Source organism: Pseudomonas sp. NPDC090208 (assembly GCF_044746785.1).
Classification (GTDB): Bacteria; Pseudomonadota; Gammaproteobacteria; order Pseudomonadales; family Pseudomonadaceae; genus Aquipseudomonas.
In genome coordinates this window covers 112,217-131,535 of the sequence record NZ_JBIVCU010000006.1, presented here as the reverse complement: position 1 = coordinate 131,535, position 19,319 = coordinate 112,217, and the positions used below count along the sequence as shown (strand labels likewise).

At 60.1% G+C, this 19,319-nt stretch carries 21 protein-coding genes and 2 tRNA genes; 6 read left to right on the top strand and 17 right to left on the bottom strand.

Annotated elements, in window-relative coordinates; translation table 11 throughout:
• Nucleotides 1-8: 8 nt before the first annotated feature.
• A complete protein-coding gene (locus tag ACIPL0_RS12745; protein ID WP_400596997.1) occupies nucleotides 9-767 on the bottom strand; it encodes a thioesterase II family protein in 759 nt (252 codons plus the stop codon).
• A 307-nt stretch (nucleotides 768-1,074) separates the two neighbouring features.
• Between ACIPL0_RS12745 and ACIPL0_RS12740 the strand changes: the two genes are divergently transcribed.
• The gene (locus tag ACIPL0_RS12740) at nucleotides 1,075-1,641 is read left to right on the top strand and encodes an RNA polymerase factor sigma-70 (RefSeq protein WP_400596996.1); all 567 of its coding nucleotides are present in this window, start codon (nucleotides 1,075-1,077) and stop codon (nucleotides 1,639-1,641) included.
• Between the two features lie 365 nt (nucleotides 1,642-2,006).
• On the opposite strand, the gene ACIPL0_RS12735 is transcribed toward ACIPL0_RS12740, so the two are convergent.
• Entirely contained in the window at nucleotides 2,007-3,020 is a 1,014-nt protein-coding gene (locus tag ACIPL0_RS12735; RefSeq protein ID WP_400596995.1) for a GNAT family N-acetyltransferase, read from the bottom strand.
• Nucleotides 3,021-3,291: 271 nt separating this feature from the next.
• On the opposite strand from ACIPL0_RS12735, the gene ACIPL0_RS12730 reads away from it, so the two are divergent.
• Both ACIPL0_RS12730 and ACIPL0_RS12725 read left to right on the top strand, forming a co-directional pair.
• Entirely contained in the window at nucleotides 3,292-4,389 is a 1,098-nt protein-coding gene (locus ACIPL0_RS12730) for a carboxynorspermidine decarboxylase (protein WP_400596994.1), read from the top strand.
• Nucleotides 4,390-4,415: 26 nt separating this feature from the next.
• The gene (locus tag ACIPL0_RS12725) at nucleotides 4,416-5,654 is read left to right on the top strand and encodes a saccharopine dehydrogenase family protein (protein WP_400596993.1); all 1,239 of its coding nucleotides are present in this window, start codon (nucleotides 4,416-4,418) and stop codon (nucleotides 5,652-5,654) included.
• Nucleotides 5,655-5,715: 61 nt separating this feature from the next.
• On the opposite strand, the gene ACIPL0_RS12720 is transcribed toward ACIPL0_RS12725, so the two are convergent.
• From ACIPL0_RS12720 to dapA, 7 genes are all read right to left on the bottom strand, one after another.
• Nucleotides 5,716-6,132, bottom strand: a complete 417-nt coding sequence (locus ACIPL0_RS12720; RefSeq protein WP_400596992.1) for a DUF86 domain-containing protein — start codon at nucleotides 6,130-6,132, stop codon at nucleotides 5,716-5,718.
• The gene (locus tag ACIPL0_RS12715; protein WP_400596991.1) at nucleotides 6,122-6,517 is read right to left on the bottom strand and encodes a nucleotidyltransferase domain-containing protein; all 396 of its coding nucleotides are present in this window, start codon (nucleotides 6,515-6,517) and stop codon (nucleotides 6,122-6,124) included. The genes ACIPL0_RS12720 and ACIPL0_RS12715 overlap by 11 nt, the downstream gene beginning before the upstream one ends.
• Before the next feature lie 129 nt (nucleotides 6,518-6,646).
• Nucleotides 6,647-6,736 (bottom strand) — tRNA-Ser (locus ACIPL0_RS12710).
• Between the two features lie 92 nt (nucleotides 6,737-6,828).
• Nucleotides 6,829-7,542, bottom strand: a complete 714-nt coding sequence (gene purC / locus ACIPL0_RS12705; RefSeq protein WP_400596990.1) for a phosphoribosylaminoimidazolesuccinocarboxamide synthase — start codon at nucleotides 7,540-7,542, stop codon at nucleotides 6,829-6,831.
• Between the two features lie 48 nt (nucleotides 7,543-7,590).
• The gene (locus tag ACIPL0_RS12700) at nucleotides 7,591-8,349 is read right to left on the bottom strand and encodes an MBL fold metallo-hydrolase (RefSeq protein WP_400596989.1); all 759 of its coding nucleotides are present in this window, start codon (nucleotides 8,347-8,349) and stop codon (nucleotides 7,591-7,593) included.
• Nucleotides 8,350-9,465 carry an outer membrane protein assembly factor BamC gene (gene bamC, locus ACIPL0_RS12695; RefSeq protein ID WP_400596988.1) on the bottom strand — a complete coding sequence of 372 codons (1,116 nt, stop codon included), beginning with the start codon at nucleotides 9,463-9,465 and terminating at the stop codon, nucleotides 8,350-8,352.
• 17 nt (nucleotides 9,466-9,482) lie between these two features.
• Complete coding sequence (gene dapA, locus ACIPL0_RS12690; RefSeq protein ID WP_400596987.1) at nucleotides 9,483-10,361, bottom strand: 4-hydroxy-tetrahydrodipicolinate synthase; 879 nt, start codon at nucleotides 10,359-10,361, stop codon at nucleotides 9,483-9,485.
• Between the two features lie 337 nt (nucleotides 10,362-10,698).
• Between dapA and ACIPL0_RS12685 the strand changes: the two genes are divergently transcribed.
• Entirely contained in the window at nucleotides 10,699-11,262 is a 564-nt protein-coding gene (locus ACIPL0_RS12685) for a glycine cleavage system protein R (protein WP_400596986.1), read from the top strand.
• A gap of 10 nt (nucleotides 11,263-11,272) precedes the next feature.
• Nucleotides 11,273-11,746 (top strand): peroxiredoxin, encoded by a 474-nt coding sequence (locus ACIPL0_RS12680; RefSeq protein ID WP_400596985.1) that lies wholly within the window; start codon nucleotides 11,273-11,275, stop codon nucleotides 11,744-11,746.
• A gap of 123 nt (nucleotides 11,747-11,869) precedes the next feature.
• Here ACIPL0_RS12680 and ACIPL0_RS12675 read toward each other — a convergent pair whose 3' ends face one another.
• Together ACIPL0_RS12675 and ACIPL0_RS12670 are read right to left on the bottom strand one after the other, a co-directional pair.
• Nucleotides 11,870-12,940 carry an AI-2E family transporter gene (locus ACIPL0_RS12675; protein WP_400596984.1) on the bottom strand — a complete coding sequence of 357 codons (1,071 nt, stop codon included), beginning with the start codon at nucleotides 12,938-12,940 and terminating at the stop codon, nucleotides 11,870-11,872.
• A 34-nt stretch (nucleotides 12,941-12,974) separates the two neighbouring features.
• Entirely contained in the window at nucleotides 12,975-13,226 is a 252-nt protein-coding gene (locus tag ACIPL0_RS12670; protein WP_400596983.1) for a sulfurtransferase TusA family protein, read from the bottom strand.
• Nucleotides 13,227-13,376: 150 nt separating this feature from the next.
• On the opposite strand from ACIPL0_RS12670, the gene ACIPL0_RS12665 reads away from it, so the two are divergent.
• Nucleotides 13,377-14,810, top strand: a complete 1,434-nt coding sequence (locus ACIPL0_RS12665; protein ID WP_400596982.1) for a M48 family metalloprotease — start codon at nucleotides 13,377-13,379, stop codon at nucleotides 14,808-14,810.
• 92 nt (nucleotides 14,811-14,902) lie between these two features.
• Here the strand turns inward: ACIPL0_RS12665 and nadA are convergent, their stop codons facing one another.
• The 6 genes from nadA to pal all read right to left on the bottom strand — a co-directional run bounded on the left by nadA (nucleotide 14,903) and on the right by pal (nucleotide 19,275).
• On the bottom strand, nucleotides 14,903-15,961 hold the full coding sequence (nadA, locus tag ACIPL0_RS12660) for a quinolinate synthase NadA (protein ID WP_400596981.1): 1,059 nt from the start codon (nucleotides 15,959-15,961) through the stop codon (nucleotides 14,903-14,905).
• 320 nt (nucleotides 15,962-16,281) lie between these two features.
• Nucleotides 16,282-16,357, bottom strand: a tRNA-Lys gene (locus ACIPL0_RS12655).
• Nucleotides 16,358-16,421: 64 nt separating this feature from the next.
• Nucleotides 16,422-17,096, bottom strand: a complete 675-nt coding sequence (queC, locus tag ACIPL0_RS12650) for a 7-cyano-7-deazaguanine synthase QueC (protein WP_400596980.1) — start codon at nucleotides 17,094-17,096, stop codon at nucleotides 16,422-16,424.
• Nucleotides 17,097-17,112: 16 nt separating this feature from the next.
• On the bottom strand, nucleotides 17,113-17,760 hold the full coding sequence (gene queE, locus ACIPL0_RS12645) for a 7-carboxy-7-deazaguanine synthase QueE (RefSeq protein ID WP_400596979.1): 648 nt from the start codon (nucleotides 17,758-17,760) through the stop codon (nucleotides 17,113-17,115).
• A gap of 177 nt (nucleotides 17,761-17,937) precedes the next feature.
• Nucleotides 17,938-18,768, bottom strand: coding sequence for a tol-pal system protein YbgF (gene ybgF, locus ACIPL0_RS12640; RefSeq protein ID WP_400596978.1), 831 nt, complete (start codon nucleotides 18,766-18,768; stop codon nucleotides 17,938-17,940).
• Between the two features lie 6 nt (nucleotides 18,769-18,774).
• On the bottom strand, nucleotides 18,775-19,275 hold the full coding sequence (gene pal, locus ACIPL0_RS12635) for a peptidoglycan-associated lipoprotein Pal (RefSeq protein ID WP_400596977.1): 501 nt from the start codon (nucleotides 19,273-19,275) through the stop codon (nucleotides 18,775-18,777).
• Between the last annotated feature and the right edge of the window lie 44 nt (nucleotides 19,276-19,319).

Below are 19,319 nucleotides of genomic sequence, written 5' to 3'. Positions count from 1 at the left end.
ACGCCGGGTCAGCCGGCGGCCTGATCGAGCTGTCGGGTCTGGCTGTTGCGCCAGCGCGCCAGATGCTCGTCGCAGTAACGGCGCAGGCAGCGCAGCAAGGCGGCTTCCTGGTCCATCAGGTAGAAGTGGTGGCCGTCGAACATGTCCAGGGAGAAACCGCTGCTGGTTTCCTCTTGCCAGTCGATCAGCTCATCGACCCGCACCGCGTCCTGCTTGCCGCCAAACACGTGGATCGGCAGTGGCAGCGGCTCGCGCTGGCCGTACTGGAAGCTGCCGCAGAGGAGGAAGTCGGCGCGCAGAATCGGCAGCATCAGCGCCATCAGGTCGGCGTTGGCCAAGGCCTCTTCAGAGGTGCCGCCGAGGGTGCGCAGACGGGCGAGCAATTCCTCGTCGGACTTCTCGATGGCGTATTCGCTGACATCGCGTCTGGCCGGGCCTGCCGTCGCCGAGGTGAACAGCGCCAGCGGTGCCGGCAGCTGGCGGCGGTACAGTTCGTGGGCCAATTCGTAGGCCAGCAGACCACCGAGGCTGTGGCCGAACAGCGCATAGGGCGTGTCCAGTTCGGCGCTGATTTCATCGGCCAGTTGGCGGGCCAGAGCCGCGATGTCGCGCTCAAGCGGTTGATCCATGCGCATGCCACGGCCCGGCAACTCCAGCGGACGCACTTGCAACCACTGCGGCAATTGCCGACGCCAGCGGCTGTAGAACATGGCACTGGCACCTGAATAAGGAAGGCAGAACAGTCGAAGTGCGGTGGATGTCGTCATGCCCGACCACCTTGCCTGAAAACCATGTCGCCCTCCTGATGGGTGCTCTCCTCGACCGCGACGGGTGTCGGGTCCGTCACAAAGGAACGGATGGCTCTCGCGAATAATTAGTCGGACATCAGCCTGAAATACGCGGCCCGGATGATCCGGCGTTGTGCGATGTTTCCGAGAATGCACCAGGAAAGCTCATCGATTTAGTTTCGTAATTGACAATCATTATCATCGGTAATAATTTGTCGCACGATGTTCAGGGCACCCCCACCTTGGGGAAATGCGCTGCTACCTACTTCGCTACAAGGTGATTTCCATGTCGGAACAACTATCCACAAGCCGGGACGACTCACCACTGCTGCAAGCGTTCATCGACAACCGCACGATCCTGATCAAGATCGCCGCACGGATCACCGGTTGCCGGTCCCGTGCCGAAGATGTGGTGCAGGATGCGTTCTTCCGTCTGCAATCGGCACCGCAGATCACCTCCTCCTTCAAGGCACAGCTGAGCTACCTGTTCCAGATCGTGCGCAACCTGGCGATCGACCACTACCGCAAGCAGGCGCTGGAGCTGAAGTATTCGGGCCCGGAAGAGGAAGGACTGAATGTAGTCGTACACGGCGCCTCGCCGGAAACGTCGCACATCAATTTCTCGGCGCTGGAATCCATCGCCGACGCGCTGACCGAACTGCCGGAGCGCACCCGCTACGCCTTCGAGATGTACCGCCTGCACGGCGTGCCGCAGAAGGACATCGCCAAGACCCTCGGCGTCTCGCCGACCCTGGTCAATTTCATGATCCGCGACGCTTTGGTGCATTGCCGCAAGGTCTCGGGCAACCGCGCCGACAGCTTCAAAGCCGCCGAAGTCCGCCGCGCAAGCTGATCAGCAACCCCACAGGTCATGGATGACCTGCCCTCTTCCCCTGAATCAAAACAAGCACGCCACACGATGGACGTTCTGTGGGAGCGAATTCATTCGCGATGGGTGTTTCAGTCGCCACGCATTCGTAGCCTTGAATACCTCATCGCGAATGAATTCGCTCCCACAATGAGTGAGTCCGTTGAGGGGGCGGTGACTGATCCAGCGCCATCGCGGGCAAGCGCGCTCCTACGGGTGGATTGTTGGCGGATGCAGAACTGTTGTAGGAGTGAGCTCTGCTCGCGATGGCGTTGGGTCAGTTGATGATGCGTTGACTGACCCAACGCCATCGCGAGCAGAGCTCACTCCTACGAGGAATACGGGGGCTCTCAGCGCAGCGTGCACCGCTCGAAAAACCGCTCGCGCCCGAGAATCATCATCGCCGCGCGTTTGTGCGGGAAGTCGAATTCCTTCTGGCAGTGGAAGCACTGGTTGTGCAGGTGACCGATCATCTTCGCGTTGTCGGCACGCGGCTCGGCGACGACGCGGCGGGTGCGCGGGTCGTCGAGAAACAGGTAATGCACCAGCGCCGACAGCCAGCTGGCGACCTTGTGCGGACCACGGTGTTTTTGTTCGCCGACCAGCATGTGAATGCCGCGGTCGTAATCGTCCACGTCATAGAACGGCGCAATGCGATCTTCCTTCGCCCAGTAAGCCTCGAAATAGGCAAACGGCTCGTCGTCGAAACAACCGATCAGGGTCACGGTATGCGGGTCGTCGCGCAGCTTGCTCAGGTACTGGCGGTGCTGCTCAAGGTCGCCCTGCTCCTGCCAGAACGCCGAGACGCGCGGATCGTTCTGCCAGCGGTTGAAACGCTCGACATCCTTGTCGGTATCGACCGTACGCAACGACACCCAGGCCCCGAGCCGCGCATCGAAACGGCGATACACCTCGCCCTGCGGTTTCGGCGCCCGGCGCGGATGACGCTTGCCGGCGCTGAACACCATCTGCTCCGGATAGCTCCGCCCGCCCGCACCTACCAGCCAGGGTTGCGGCAGTTGCCAGAACAGCGTGCGTTCGCAGGTGTACTCACCGGCAACCGGGGTCGGCAGCAGCAAACCGCTGACCAGCGCCTCGCGCCGGGGCAGGCTCAACTGCCAGACCAATCGCTGGCAGCTCTCGTCGCGAGCAAACAGCCAATAGCAGGCCGCCCACAACGCCTTGTCGTCCGGCGGTGCCTCGCCTTCGTCAATCGACAGACGCACATCCGTGCCCCGCTCCACGCGCAGGCGAATCAGCACCTGGCCGTCGAGGGTCAGGGTCAGCCGCCGGTCTGTTTCATCGGCACCCAGATGGCGGCCGGACGGCAATGGCAAGGAAGGCAGGTCATTGAGGCTGGACATGGCGCGGGTTCACCGTAAACGTCGAAGGTTCCATTGATGAACGCGAACAAGGGGGAGAAATTTAGGCGACCGAAGGACTGACAGTCATGTCGCTGTCATCGGCGAACAGGATAAGAATGAAGGCGAATCGTTAGAAAACGTTTCAACTCTGAGCCGATTTAGCAACGGCTGTCGCGTTTAGCGGCGAAAAATCGCTTTCACCCTTTCGATCCCGACGAAGTGAAGGCACAATCGCCGTCCTTTTTTGGGTCGTATCACCGGAGGCCTCGAAGTGATCAAGACGCCGTACTACCTCATCGACAAACAGAAGCTGCTTCGCAACATGGAAAAGATCGCGTACCTGCGCGAGAACTCCGGTGCGAAAGCCCTGCTGGCACTCAAGTGCTTCGCCACCTGGTCGGTGTTCGACCTGATGCAAGAGTACATGGACGGCACCACGTCCTCGTCGCTCTACGAACTGAAACTGGGTCGCCAGAAGTTCGCCGGCGAAACCCACGCCTACAGCGTGGCCTGGGCAGATGACGAGATCGAAGAGATGCTCGAAAACTGCGACAAGATCATCTTCAACTCCATCAGCCAACTGCAGCGCCATGCGCCGGCGTGTGCTGACAAGGTGCGCGGTCTGCGCGTCAACCCGCAGGTGAGCAGCTCCGATTACCTGCTGGCCGACCCGGCGCGTCCGTTCAGCCGTCTGGGCGAGTGGGATCCTGTGAAAATCGAGCAGGTCATCGATCAGGTCACCGGCTTCATGTTCCACAACAACTGCGAGAACGGTGACTTCAACCTGTTCGACCAGATGCTGTCGACCATCGAAGAGCGTTTCGGCCATCTGCTGCACAAGGTCGAGTGGGTCAGCCTCGGTGGCGGCATCCACTTCACCGGCGACGACTACCCGCTGGATGCCTTCTGCGCGCGCCTGAAAGCCTTCGCGGAAAAATACGGCGTGCAGGTTTACCTGGAGCCGGGCGAAGCGGCGATCACTCAAAGTGCCTCGCTGGAAGTGACCGTGCTCGACACCCTGTACAACGGCAAGCACCTGGCCGTGGTCGACAGCTCCATCGAAGCGCACATGCTGGATCTGCTGATCTATCGCCTGAACGCCAAACTGGCGCCGAGCGAAGGCGAACACACCTACATGGTGTGCGGCAAATCGTGCCTGGCCGGAGATATCTTCGGCGAATACCAATTCGATCGTCCGCTGGCCATCGGCGATCGGCTGTCGTTTGTTGACGCAGCGGGCTACACCATGGTCAAGAAGAACTGGTTCAACGGCCTGAAAATGCCGTCCATTGTAGTGAAACAACTCGACGGTACCGTCGAAGAAGTTCGTCAGTTCGGTTTTGACGATTACCTGTCCAGCCTCTCGTAAGCTGGCGCAAAGGAGAGAGAAAGAGATTGAAGAAGAACGTTCTTATCATTGGTGCGGGAGGTGTCGCCAAGGTGGTGGCCCACAAGTGCGCGCAGCACAACGACGAACTCGGTCGTATTGCAATCGCGTCGCGTAACATCTCCAAGTGCCAGGCCATCATCGACAGCGTCCACGCCAAAGGCAGCCTCAAGCAGCCTGCGGAAATCAAGGCTTACGCCCTGAACGCGCTGGATATCGAAGCGACCAAGTCGCTGATCGCGGAAACCGGATCGCAGATCGTCATCAACGTCGGTTCGTCGTTCCTCAACATGTCGGTACTGCGTGCCTGTATCGACAGCGGCGTGGCCTATCTGGACACCGCCATCCACGAAGAGCCGGGCAAGGTTTGCGAAACCCCGCCATGGTATGGCAACTACGAGTGGAAACACCTCGAAGAGTGCCAGCAGAAGAACATCACCGCCATTCTCGGCATCGGCTTCGACCCGGGTGTGGTCAACGCCTATGCGGCACTGGCGCAACAACAGTATTTCGACCGCATTGATTCGATCGACATCCTCGACGTCAATGCCGGCTCACACGGCAAATACTTTGCCACCAACTTCGACCCGGAAATCAACTTCCGCGAATTCACCGGACAGGTGTGGAGCTGGCAGAACAGCCAGTGGACCAGCAACACCATGTTCGAGGTCAAGCGTACTGACGACCTGCCAGTGGTAGGCTCGCAGGACCTCTACCTCACCGGCCACGATGAAGTGCACTCGCTGTCGAAAAACCTCGACGTGCCCAACGTGCGTTTCTGGATGAGCTTCGGTGCCCACTACATCAACGTCTTCACCGTGCTGAAAAACCTCGGCCTGCTGTCCGAACAGCCGGTCAAGACCGCCGAAGGCGTCGAGATCGTCCCGTTGAAAGTGGTCAAGGCCGTACTGCCGGATCCAGCCTCTCTGGCACCGGGCTATGTCGGCAAGACCTGCATCGGCGACCTGGTCAAAGGCACCAAGGACGGCCAGCCGCGCGAGATGTTCATCTACAACGTCGCCGACCACGAAGAAGCCTTCGCGGAAACCGACAGCCAGGGCATCTCCTACACCGCAGGCGTACCGCCCGTCGCCGCAGCCCTGCTGGTTGCCCGTGGCGAGTGGGACGTTGCACGCATGGTCAACGTCGAGGAGCTGCCTGCCCAGGCGTTCCTGAAGGCGCTTGACGTGATGGGCCTGCCGACTCGTATCAAAGACGAGAACGGCGATCGTCCCTGGGACGAGTAAGCCGTGAAGACAGGTGCGCCCGGCTGGGCGCACCTTGTTTGCGCATTAAACCCCGCCTGCTTTAACCCGCATCCCGGCTCAACACAGACGAGCTGAAACGGACAAAGTCATCCAGATGCCGCGTGATGATCGCTACCGTAATCGGCAATTGAAGCGTTTGATACTCATGGACGGCGATATTCCTGAAACCGACCATATTCTTCATGCTGGTCAGCAACGAAGGATCCAGCCAACCACCTCGAACCAATAGCTCAAACACATCCCGTGCACTTTGAGGTACACCCAGCTTTTCGCGGCGGATCAGATGATGGCCCATGTCCAGAGCGGCCTCACAGGCCCGCTGGATATTCAGAATCGCAGCGTCCTGACGCGTGAAATCGGTCGCAAAGCTTGAAGAGTCCTTCTCGTACTCTTCCCGCGCCCTGATCACACAACGCTCGATCGTTGCCGCTTTGTTGATCAATACATCATCTGCCATGAATCACTCCGTCCTCTTGGATATCTGCAAGCAAACCAGCCCGAGCGGTATCCAGCGCCGTCTTCTCACTCAACACGAACGCCTCGAACAGGCCAACAGACACTCCGTCCGCCCATAGGCGCCGACCTTTAGTCAGTATCTGATATTGCATCACGGTGGAAGCCGCGCCCATATCCACAAGGTCTACTGGCACGCCTGCGATGTCAGCAACTTCGCCGGCCATTTCCCAGAGCGCTATCGGATCACTCTTCCGTGTGAGAAGTATCGCAATATCAAGGTCACTGTCAGGTCCAAAGTGCCCACTGACATAGCTGCCGAACAGGTAGATTGCCTGCAGATCCGGCACACGCGCTTGCAGATGTCTGGAAATCCTTTCAATGTCCATCAGACAGCCTCTGATCATTCAATGCCAATCTGGATAGCGGCACAGCGCGGTATCACATATCGCCGATAGTGAGAGCCATAGAAAACAAAAAAGCCCCAGAAGCATAACTTCTGGGGCTTTCATATGTAATGGCGGAGAGATAGGGATTTGAACCCTAGGTACTGTCGCCAGTACAACGGATTTCGAATCCGTCCCGTTCGGCCACTCCGGCATCTCTCCAACGGCGCGCATCATAACAGTTTGATTTGAAAACGCGAATCTTTTTTTCAAAATTTTCGCGTTTTTTCAGATGCTTGCGATCTTTTGCCGGTTTAGAGCGGTACGCCCAGACGCTGAGCGACTTCTTCGTAGGCTTCGATGACGCCACCGAGGCCCTGACGGAAGCGGTCCTTGTCCATTTTCTTCTTGGTGTCTTTGTCCCACAGGCGGCAGCCGTCCGGGCTGAATTCGTCGCCCAGGACGATGGAGCCGTCACTGAACACGCCGAATTCCAGTTTGAAGTCGACCAAGAGCAGGCCAGCGTCGTCGAACAGTTTGCTCAGGACTTCGTTAACCTTCAGCGACAATTCTTTCATGCGCGCCAGTTGCTCGGCGGTGCCCCAGCCGAATGCCACGACGTGGGATTCGTTGATGAACGGGTCGCCCTTGGCGTCGTCCTTCAGGAACAGCTCGAAGGTGTATGGATTGAGCTTCATGCCCTCTTCGACGCCTAGGCGCTTGACCAGGCTGCCGGCGGCGTAGTTGCGCACGACGCACTCGACCGGGATCATTTTCAGCTTTTTGACCAGCACTTCGTTGTCGGCCAGCAGCTTGTCGAACTGGGTCGGAATGCCGGCCGCTTCGAGCTTCTGCATGATGAAGGCGTTGAACTTGTTGTTCACCATGCCTTTGCGGTCAAGTTGTTCGATACGCTTGCCGTCGAACGCCGAAGTGTCGTTGCGAAACAGCAGGACCAAGCGGTCGGCGTCGTCAGTGGTGTACACCGACTTGGCTTTGCCGCGGTAGAGTTCTTCACGTTTTTCCATGATGGGCTCCGCTTGCTAAATAGTTGGGCTGTCGCCCCGTTTGGGACGCTAGGCGATTTCGCGCCAGTCGAGCCCTGAATCCTGATCGGCCAATTGTAGCCAGTCCGGGTCGCACCCAAGGGTGTCGACGAAACATTGCCGGGCCAGATGCGGCAGGTTGTTCTTGCTGCTCAGGTGGGCCAGCACCAGATGTTGCAGGCCCTGCCATCCCAGCTCGTTCACCAGATCGGCAGCCTGGTGGTTGTTCAAGTGTCCGTAGGCGCCGCCTACCCGCTGTTTCAGGAACATCGGGTAGTGCCCTCGGGCCAGCATGTCACGGCAGTGATTGGACTCGATCATCAGGGCGTCCAGGCCCCGATAGCTGTCGAGCACCGCCGGGCAGTACGAGCCCAGATCGGTCAGCAGACCAAAACGGCGTCGGCCGTCGTTGAAGACAAATTGCGTCGGCTCCAGCGCATCATGGGCCACCGACACCACATCGATGCTCAGATCACCGATCTGCACGCCCTGCCCGCCTGCCAGCCGTACACCCGCATCGACCGGCTTGCGCATGCCGCGCAGCGTGCCGTCGCTGAGGTACACCGGCAAATCATAGCGCCGAGACAGCAAACCCACGCCATGCACGTGATCGGCATGTTCGTGGGTCACCAGAATCGCGCTCAGCTGATGGCCGCTGACGCCCAGCCTGTCCAGCCGACGTTCGGTTTCCCGCAGGGAGAAACCGCAGTCGACCAGCACGTACGTGTCATTGCTCGCAACCAGCGTACCGTTGCCACGGCTGCCGCTGCCAAGAACCGCGAAACGCACTTAACCGAGGTTGTCTTGAATGACGCTCAACACGCGACGGGCGATGTCGGCCGGCGCCACGGTGTTGATGTTCTTCTCGACGGTCACCTGGACGTTGTCGCCGACCTTGCTCAGGCGAACCTGATAGCGCTCGGCACGGGCTTCTTTCTCTTCCTTGGTTTCTTCACTGCCGAACATGCGGCCGAAGAAGCCTGGCTTGTTTTCCGGTTTATCGGCTTTCTCTGCCAGGTTGATGTAGTACAGACCCAGGCTGCGGTTGATGTCTTCAACGCGCCAGTCGCCCTGGTTCAGCGCACGACCGACGCTGGACCACGCGCGATCGAGATCGGCACCCAGGTTCAGAACCGGGTTGCCGCTGCCGTCTTCGGACAAGGACACGCGGCTCGGGGTATCGAAGTCGCGGGCTGCCAGCAGCGACACCGAACCACCCTTCTCGGCGGTGCGGCTCATGCTGGCCAGCATGTCGTCGGTCAGCTCGGAATCCAGGCTCACGTTGGTCGTGCGCGACGGGAACGACGGCTCGTCGGAGCTGCCGGCCGGACGCTGAACGCTGACCACATAGATTTCACTGGTATTGCGCTGCACACCCGGCTCGATGCGCACGCGCACGCGAGTTTCGTTGCCAGCCGCCACGCCACCGGCGCTCAGGCGCTTGGCGACCGCCGCGGAAAGCTCGTCGGTACGCTGCCAGGTGGTGTTGAACTCACCGGTCTGCGGACGCTCTTCGGCGATGCGGAAGCCGTTGTCTTCAAAATACTGGTGGGCCACCGGCCAGACTTCGGCAGGTGGACGCTGAGCCAGAATCCAGCGGTTGTCGCCGCTCTTCTGCAGGGTGTAGTCGCTGGAGTCCTGGGTGGCGGACAACGGCTGCGGACGCGGCACCTTGAACTCACCCTTCTCGGTGTCGTCAGCCACGTTGCGCGGAATCGGCAGCAGCGGGTCCAGACGTTTGGCTTGTTGCATGCCTTCCGGCAGTTGCATCGGAGGTTTCTGGGTTGCTTCCAGGTAATCGCTGCTGCGATCACGGAAATAACCGTCCTGCCCAAACAGCCAGCTGCAACCGCTGGTGCTGGAGATGATCAGGGCTAGTGCGGAGAGTCCGGCCAGTCGCTTCATTGCGTAGTGCTTCCTCATTAAACCAATACGCCGGACTGGCGCATGGCCTGACGCAGCGGCTCGTGGCAGGACTCGCTGAGCCAGGTGAGCGGCAGACGGATACCGTCCGGCATCAGGCCCATCTCATGCAGCGCCCACTTCACGGGAATAGGGTTCGATTCGATGAACAGGGTCTTGTTCAGCGGCATCAGTTTTTCGTGGATGGCGCGGGCAGTGGCGGCGTCGCCGGCAATGGCGGCCTTGCACAGCTCGGCCATGTCGCGCGGGGCGACGTTGGCGGTTACCGAAATGTTGCCCTTACCGCCGAGCAGGATCAGCTCGACCGCAGTGGCGTCGTCACCGGAATACACCAGGAAGTCGCTGCTGACGCCGGCCAGGATGTCCTTGGCGCGCTGCAGGTCACCGGTGGCTTCCTTGATGGCGATGATGTTCTTGATCTTCGACAGACGGATCACGGTCTCGGCCGACATGTCGCAGGCGGTACGGCCCGGCACGTTGTAGAGGATCTGCGGGATGTCCACGGCTTCGGCGATGTGCTTGAAGTGCTGGTACAGGCCTTCCTGGGTCGGCTTGTTGTAGTACGGGGTCACCAGCAGGCAGGCATCGGCACCGGCGTTCTTGGCGTTGGTGGTCAGCTCGACCGCTTCGCGGGTGGAGTTGGCGCCCGTACCGGCGATGACCGGAATACGGCCAGCGACCTGCTGGACCACGCGGCGGATGACTTCGATGTGCTCGTTGACGTCGAGCGTCGCGGACTCACCTGTAGTGCCGACGGCAACAATGGCGTTGGTGCCCTCTTTCAGGTGAAAGTCCACCAGTTTGCTCAGGCTGTCCCAGTCAAGACGACCCTGTGCATCCATTGGTGTGACCAGTGCCACCATACTGCCCGCAATCATGCAAACCGCTCCTGCCGGAAAAAGAGAGCGGTAATGGTACTGGCGCCATCCGCCTTGCACAAGCGAAGTACCACGGTTTCAGCCGCCGGGAGCATTCCCCTCGGCGACGGTTTTCGCTACCCTTCGGTCTTTGATCGGTACTGGTCATCTGCCCGGCTCGTTCGATTGTTCGTTTTCGTCGCCGCAAACCCCGCTCCGGCGTTGCTGCCACCTGTCATCGCCTGCTTGCCGAGGCGACGCAGGCCATGGATCACAGCCGGATTTGCGCGGCGTTCGTTCGCCGAATCCGCAGCGCAGGTCAACAATGTACCGACCGCTCATCGTTTAGGAATGCTGCATGTCGTCCATCCCCCCGGTTCGCGAACAATTTCTTGTCATCAGTGCCCTGGGCCCCAACCCCATGGACCTGACCAACGTGCTCTGCCGCGCCAGCCACGAAAACCGTTGCTCGGTGGTCAGCTCGCGCCTCACCCGCCACGGCGAATGCAGTGCGCTGATCCTGCAGGTTTCCGGCAGCTGGGACGCACTGGCGCGCCTGGAAACCGGCCTGCCGAACCTGGCGAAGAAACATGCGTTCACGGTCAACGTGGTGCGCAGCGCCTCCCTGGACAGCCGTCCGGAAGCCCTGCCGTACGTGGCCTACGTCAGCTCGGCCTATCGCCCCGACATCATCAATGAGCTGTGCCAGTTCTTCATCGATCACCATGTCGAGCTGGAAAACCTGATCTGCGACACCTATCAGGCGCCACAGACCGGCGGCACCATGCTCAACGCGACGTTTACCGTGACCCTGCCGGCCGGCACCCAGATCAGCTGGCTGCGCGATCAGTTCCTCGACTTCGCCGACGCCCTCAATCTCGACGCACTGATCGAACCGTGGCGCCCACAGGCACCGATGTAAGGAGTTGCACATGGCCGTAGAACTGGACAAACCCGTCGCCGACTTTCAAGTGCAGGCCACCAGCGAACAGGCTGTCAGCCTGTCAGCACTGAAAGGCCAGCAGGTGGTGATTTACTTCTATCCCAAGGACAGCACGCCGGGCTGCACCACCGAAGGCCAGGGCTTTCGCGATCACTACGCCGACTTCCAGGCCGCCAACACCGTGGTCTTCGGCGTGTCCCGCGACGGCATGAAGTCCCACGAGAACTTCAAGGCCAAGCAGGCGTTCCCTTTCGAGCTGATTTCGGACAAGGACGAGTCGCTGTGCCAGCTGTTCGACGTGATCAAGCTGAAAAAGCTGTACGGCAAGGAATACATGGGCGTTGACCGCAGCACGTTCCTGATCGACAAGAACGGTGTGCTGCGCAAGGAATGGCGTGGCGTGAAGGTACCGGGCCATGTCGAGGCCGTGCTGGAACAGGCTCAGGCGCTGAACAAGGCGTGACATGTGGCCCGGATCCGTAGGAGCCGGCTTGCTGGCGAATGCGCCGGGTCAGCGACACTTGTGCCGGCTGACAATATTGGTTCGCCAGCAAGCCGGCTCCTACAGGTTTGACCTCTTCTGCATTTACAACAGCGGCGCCACCGTAGGCTCGTTCCGCGGCCAGGCATCCAGCACCGCCTTGCACAGGGTGGCCAGCGGGATCGCGAAGAAAATCCCCCAGAACCCCCACAGCCCGCCGAACAGCAGCACCGCGCAGATGATTGCCACCGGGTGCAGGCTCACCGTCTGCGAGAACAGCAACGGCACCAGCACGTTGCCATCCAGCGCCTGGATGATGCCGTAGACCGCCATCAGGTAGATGAACTGGTCGCCCCAGCCCCACTGAAACAGCGCGATGAACGCTACCGGCACCGTGACCACGACCGTGCCGACATATGGCACCACCACGGAAATCCCCACCAGCATCGCCAGCAACGCCGAATAGTTGAGCCCCATCGCCACGAATGCGATGTAGGTCACCGCACCACAGATGAAAATCTCGATGACCTTGCCACGGATGTAGTTGGCGATCTGCCGGTTCATTTCTTCGGCAACCCGGGTGATCAGCGTGCGCTCGCGAGGCAGGTAACCCCTGAACCAGCGACCGATCATGCGACGGTCCTTGAGGAAAAAGAACACCAGAATCGGCACCAGCACCAGATAGATCATCATGTTGACCAGCAGCGGCAGGCTCGACAACGAGAAGGTCAGCGCCCACTGACCGAACTTGCCGATCTCGCCTCGGGCCGCTTCGATGGCCTGCAGCACTTGCTCGTCGGAGACCAGATGCGGGTAGCGCTCCGGCAGCAGCAACAGCAGCGACTGCCATTTGGCGAGCATGCCGGGCAGTTCGTTGAACAGGGTGATCAACTGATGCCAGAGCAGCGGCACCAGCACCAGCAGAAACAGCGCCAGCGCGCCCATGAACAGCGCGAAGACCATCCCCACGGCGCCCCTTTCCGGCACTCGCAAGCGTTCGAGCTGAACGACCACGCCCTGCATCAGAAAGGCGAGCACCAACCCGGCCAGCACCGGCGCCAGCATTCCGCCCAGGGTCAGGATGATGGTGAACGCCAGAAACAACAGCACCGCCAGCACCACGGCCTCCTCGTCGGAGAAGTAGCGCTGCATCCAGTCGCGAAGCACTTTGAACATCAATAATTCCTGGGGCGAAGGAAATCGGAAAACATCAGGCCTTGCGTAACCAGTACCGATAGATGCCATCGGCCACTTCTTCATGCAATAGCGCATGGCCAGCCAATTTGGCAAAACTGCGGAAATCGCGCTGGGAGCCAGCGTCAGTGGCCGTGACCTTGAGCACCGCACCACTGGCCAGCCGGTTGAGCTCCATTTTCGCCTTGAGCAACGGCAGCGGGCAGTTCAGGCCACTGGCATCGAGCTCGGCATCACATGTCGCGGGGCGGCCTACAGCGTCAGACATCGTTTTTCTCCAGGTAGACACATTCAATTGCACAGAAACTGCGATCCCGCCCGCATCAATGCTCCGGATGGGCCAGCAAGAATACCCCACTCTGGTCAGCAAGCCATTGAGCCAGCTACAGTACCGGCTTTCTGCTTCAGAGTTTCGTGCATGGATTTTTTGCGCCCCACACTGCTGACGCTGGCATGCCTGTTGGCAACCCCGACATTCGCGGACGACCTGCCGTCGCTCGGCGACTCCAGTTCCTCCATTGTCTCGCCACAGCAGGAACATGATCTGGGCCGCGCCTGGCTGGGCCTGCTGCGTGCCCAGGTGGCCCAGCTGTCCGACCCGCAGCTCAAGGACTTTGTCGAAACCACGGTCTATCGCCTGGCAGAAACCAGCCAGGTGCAGGACCGCCGCCTTGAATTCATCCTGATCAACACACCGGAAATCAACGCCTTCGCAGCACCCGGCGGGATCATCGGGGTCAACGGTGGCCTGTTCCTGCATGCCGAAACAGAAGGCGAGTATGCCGCGGTACTGGCTCACGAACTGGCTCACTTGTCGCAACGCCACTTCGCCCGGGGCGTACAGGCGCAGCAGCGCATGCAGGTGCCGGTGATGGCGGCGATGCTGGCCGGTATCGTCATGGCCGCTGCCGGTGCCGGCGATGCCGGGATTGCCGCGATTGCCGGCACCCAGGCAGCCGCGATTCAGGAGCAGGCGCGCTTCTCCCGGCAGAACGAGGCCGAGGCCGACCGCATCGGCATTCAGAACCTGGAAAAGGCCGGTTACGATCCGCGCAACATGCCGACCATGTTCGAGCGCCTGGCCCGTCAGTATCGCTACGACGCCAAGCCGCCAGAATTTCTCATGAGCCACCCGGTGACCGAGTCGCGTATCGCCGACACCCGCAACCGCGCCGAACAGGCCAAGCCCGGCGGCAAGGAAGACAGCACCACGTATCAATTGATGCGCGCGCGAGTCACGCTGATCTATGAAGAAACACCAGGCATGGCGGCCAAACGCTTCCGCGCTCAGTTGGCGGAGAATCCGAAAAACGACGCGGCACGCTACGGTCTCACTCTGGCGCAAACCAAGGGCGGGCAACTGAACGAGGCCCGCGAGTCGCTCAAGCCGTTGCTGGACAAGGCGCCGGACAACATCACCTACAACCTGGCGGCGATCAATCTGGACATCGCCAACAACCGCCTGCCGGACGCTCAGCAGCGGGTCGACAGGCTGCTGTCGATCTACCCGGACGATTACCCGCTCAACCAGGCCAAGGTCGACGTGCTGCTCAAGCAGTCCAGAGCGCCGGAAGCATTGAAGGTATTGGAAGTCCTGCTCAAGAGCCGTCCGGACGATCCGGACATCTGGAACCAGGTGGCCGACACGCGCGGCCTCTCAGGCAATACCGTCGGCCTGCACCAGGCCCGTGCGGAATACTTCGCGCTGATGGGTGACTTCAAGCAGGCAGTCCAGCAGCTGGAATTCGCCAAGCGCCGCGCCAACAACAACTTCCAGCTGGCTTCACGGATCGATGCTCGCCAGCAGGAAATCATCGCCCAGGAACGGGCGGTGAAAGAGATGATGAATTGATGTAGCTAAAAGCCTCAAGCCGTAAGCCACAAGAAAGCACGCGGGGATCCTGCTCTTTCTTGCAGCTTATAGCTTGTAGCTCACAGCTGCGTTCAAGCGTTGCCTGAAAGCCTCATCCGCGCTGCCTGGGTGAAGTCCAGCATCCGCTGCAACGGTCGAACGGCGTGGGGAATGACCGCCGGATCGACAAATATCTCGTTACTGCCCTCACGCAGGCACTGCAAGGTGCGCTCCAGCGTGTTCATCGCCATCCACGGGCAATGGGCGCAGCTGCGGCATGCCGCGCCGTTGCCGGCGGTTGGCGCTTCGATGAAGAGCTTGTCCGGGCACAGCTGCTGCATCTTGTAGAAGATGCCGCGGTCGGTAGCGACAATGAAGGTCTTGTTCGGCAGGGTCTGCGCCGCTTTGATCAACTGACTGGTGGAACCCACTGCGTCGGCCAGGTCGATCACCGCCTCAGGCGACTCCGGGTGAACCAGAATGGCTGCGTCCGGGTACAGCGCCTTCATGTCTTCCAGCTGCCGCGATTTGAACTCTTCATGGACGATACAGGCGCCATCCCACAGCAGCATGTCGGCACCGGTCTGGCGCTGGATATAGCGGCCCAGATGGCGGTCCGGCCCCCAGATGATCTTCTCGCCGTTGTCCATCAGGCTTTCGACGATTTCCAGCGCGCAACTCGACGTCACCACCCAGTCCGCCCGCGCCTTCACCGCTGCCGAAGTGTTGGCATAGACCACCACGGTGCGCTCAGGATGCTGATCGCAGAACGCCGAGAACTCATCGACGCCGCAACCCAGGTCCAGCGAGCAGGTCGCCTCCAGCGTCGGCATCAGGATGCGCTTTTCCGGCGTCAGAATCTTCGCCGTCTCACCCATGAAGCGCACGCCGGCTACCAGAACGGTCTTGGCGGGGTGATTCTTGCCGAATCGGGCCATTTCCAGCGAATCCGAGACACAACCACCGGTTTCTTCGGCCAGTGCCTGAATCACCGGATCACAATAGAAATGAGCGACCAGCACCGCGTCCTGAGCCTTGAGCTCGGCGGCGATGAGTCGACGGTATTCGGCTTCCTGTTCCGGGCTCAGTGGCTTGGGTTGCTTGGCGTCTAGATGCGCCTGTACCAGAAGGCGTTCGGAAATCTGAGTCATGTTGGCTGGACCTGAGTGCGCGTCAGCGCGAACGTCGAGTTTACACCTGAACAACAGGCAACAAATAAAGCGGGAAACCCTCACGGTCATGAAGTTTCCAGCCCTGTACAGGCCTCTACGGGCCCGTATCGATTGAAGTGCCGGACGTAGGCCACCAGAGCCGCAAAGCAGGTGGTGGCCGCGCAAGGCGGCGGCGAATGTATCACGCAACGTGTTGAGCGATCACTTACCGACGGCAGGCTTGCAGCGGCTTTCGCCAAACTGCAGACGAAAAAAAACCCGAGAATTCACACTTGCGTGGACCTCTCGGGTTTTGAAGATGGTGGGTCGTGTAGGATTCGAACCTACGACCAATTGGTTAAAAGCCAACTGCTCTACCAACTGAGCTAACGACCCGCTTCGTGGTGGCGCGTATATTACTGATTTTTCACAGTAATTCAACACCCCCGACGAAAATAATTTAAAAATATCGCGTCGGGTCCTTCAGACCGGCCGCAGAGAAGCCTTCGGCACGCAGGCGGCAGCTGTCGCATTTGCCACAGGCACGCCCTTGATCGTCAGCCTGATAGCAGGAAACGGTCAGCCCGTAGTCGACGCCCAGACGGGTGCCGGCCTTGACGATATCGGCCTTGCTCAGCATCTGCAGCGGCGCCTGAATACGGAAGCCCTGCCCTTCGACACCGGCCTTGGTGGCGAGGTTGGCCATGCGCTCGAACGACTCGACGAATTCGGGACGGCAATCCGGGTAACCGGAATAGTCCACCGCGTTGACGCCGATGAATATATCGCGAGCGCCGAGCACTTCGGCCCAGCCCAGAGCCAGCGACAGGAACACGGTGTTGCGCGCAGGCACATAAGTCACCGGAATGCCCTCGCTGGGCGCCTCCGGCACATCGATGCTGCTGTCGGTCAGGGCCGAGCCGCCGATGCCGTTGAGGTTCAGGCCGATGACCTTGTGCTCGACCACGCCCAGATCCTTCGCCACGCGCTCGGCAGCCTGCAGCTCTGCGCGATGGCGCTGGCCGTAGTCGAAGCTCATGGTGTAGCAGCTGAAGCCGTCAGCCTTGGCCATGGCAACCACCGTGGCCGAATCCAGGCCACCGGACAGCAGAATTACCGCTCTCTTCTCAGTCATCGTTTGCTCACTCATGTCAGCGCCCCGGCTCATCATTCCAGAGAATCTTGTGCAATTGCAGTTGCAGGCGTACCGGCAGGTTGTCGGCGACGATCCAGTCGGCCAGATCGCGCACGTTCAAATCGCGGTGTACCGGCGAAAACAACACTTCACCGGCGCGACGGTCCAGGCCGTACTGAATGATCTTGGAAACAGCCCAGTCGTAGTCTTCCCGCGAGCAGATCACGAATTTGACCTGATCGTTCAGCGTCAGCAGTTCGATATTTTCGTAGCGGTTGCGTGCGACTTCTTTAGAGCCGGGGGTTTTCAGGTCGACGACGCGACTGACACGGGTATCCACTTTCGAGATATCCAGTGCTCCGCTGGTCTCCAGGGAGACTTCATAGCCGGCATCGCACAGCCGCTGCAGCAGTTTGATCGCGTTCGGCTGCGCCAGTGGTTCGCCACCGGTAACGCAGACATAACGCGGCCGATAGCTGGCCACTTGCTCCATCAGCGAGTCGAGGGTCTGGATCGTGCCGCCCGTGAAGGCGTATTCGCTGTCGCAATAACCGCAGCGCAGAGGGCAGCCGGTGAGGCGCACAAATACGGTAGGCAAGCCTGCCGTGCGCGTTTCACCCTGCAAAGAGTAAAAAACTTCGGTGATACGTAATGTGTCTTGCATAAGGGCCACGGGCGTAACGGCTAAACAGGCCATCCGCCTCCGTCAGGCACTTCTGTGCACCCTGCGCTCGCAGAATCCACAGAAGCGTAATCAATACCGGAATTTCGGGTGCGGGATTCTAACGAAAAAAGCCGCGCAACGCGCGGCTTTCTTGAATCGACGGTCAGATCAGGGCAATCAGAGACGCTGAAGATCCCGTTGCGCCAGCTGAGCAGCCGAGGTGCCCGGGTACTGCGCAACGACTTGCTGCAGAATACCTTTGACCCGGTCGGTATGACCCAGGCGACGTTCTACGTCAGCCAGTTTGTACAACGAGTCAGGCACTTTGGCGTGTTTTGGGTACAGCTGACTGACCTTGGCGAAAGCCTGACCGGCGCCTTGCAGATCGCCTTTGGCCAGGTTCACTTCACCCAGCCAGTATTGGGCGTTGCCCGCGTACTGGCTGTTCGGGTATTTGCGCAGAAAAGCCGAGAAAGCCTGGCTGGCCTTGTCGAAATCCTTGGCTTTGATCAGGTCAAAGGCAGCATCGTAATAGAGCTTCTCTTTGGCCGGATCACCCGGTTCAGTGCTGGTTTGCGGGACCTGACCGGCTGCGCCGGCAGCGGGTGCCGCAGGTGCTCCGCCGGCGTTGTTACCGCCGTCGGAAGGAGAATTGTTGGCAGCTGGTGCAGCGGGTGCGCCGCCAGCTCCGATGCGGGAATCGAGATCCTTGTAACGATCCAGCGCTTCTTGCTTCATCTGCTGGATATCGTTTTGTTGGACTTCGACGATGCCGCGCAGGCGCGAAATTTCGTCCTGCATTTGCTGCAACTGCATGAACAGCTGACCTTGCGCCGAAGGCTGGGCCGTAGCCCCGCCTCCGGCGTAGGCGCCCGCCGTACCATAACCCGATGGCGGATAACTGCTGCCAGCGGAGCCAGAGTTGTCATCGACCACAGGAACCGCACCCATCGCTGCAAGAGGAAGGGCGAGAGCCAGAACGGTTAAAGCACGGCGGTACGTTCGCATGTCAAATTACTTACGCAGTTCGACGCGACGGTTCTGAGCCCAGGATTGCTCGTCGTTGCCGGTAGCAACTGGACGCTCTTCACCGTAGGAAACGACTTCCAGCTGAGCTGGCGAAACGCCTTGCAGAACCAGGTAGCGCTGAACGGCTTTAGCACGACGCTCGCCCAGAGCCTGGTTGTACTCGCGGGTACCGCGTTCGTCGGTGTTGCCTTCCAGAACGACGCGAGCGCCGTTGGCTTTCAGGTCCTTGGCGTGAACGTCCAGAGCGCGCATGGCTTCTGGCTTCAGGTCGGAACTGTCGTATTCGAAGTAGAAGGTGGTGATTGCGCGCAGAGCAGCTTCTTCGCTCAGGCTGCCGTCAACTGCACCAGTGTTGGCGCCGTAACCAGCGTTTGGATCGACAGCAGCGCCTTCACCGGCGTTGTCGCCGCCCTTGGACGAGCAACCTACAGCTACAGCCATGGCCAGAGCCAGCGCAGCAAATTTACCAAACTTCAGCATTTCCATCGTGAAACTCCTAATGAACCCCAGTGTGTTAAGTATAACGTAAA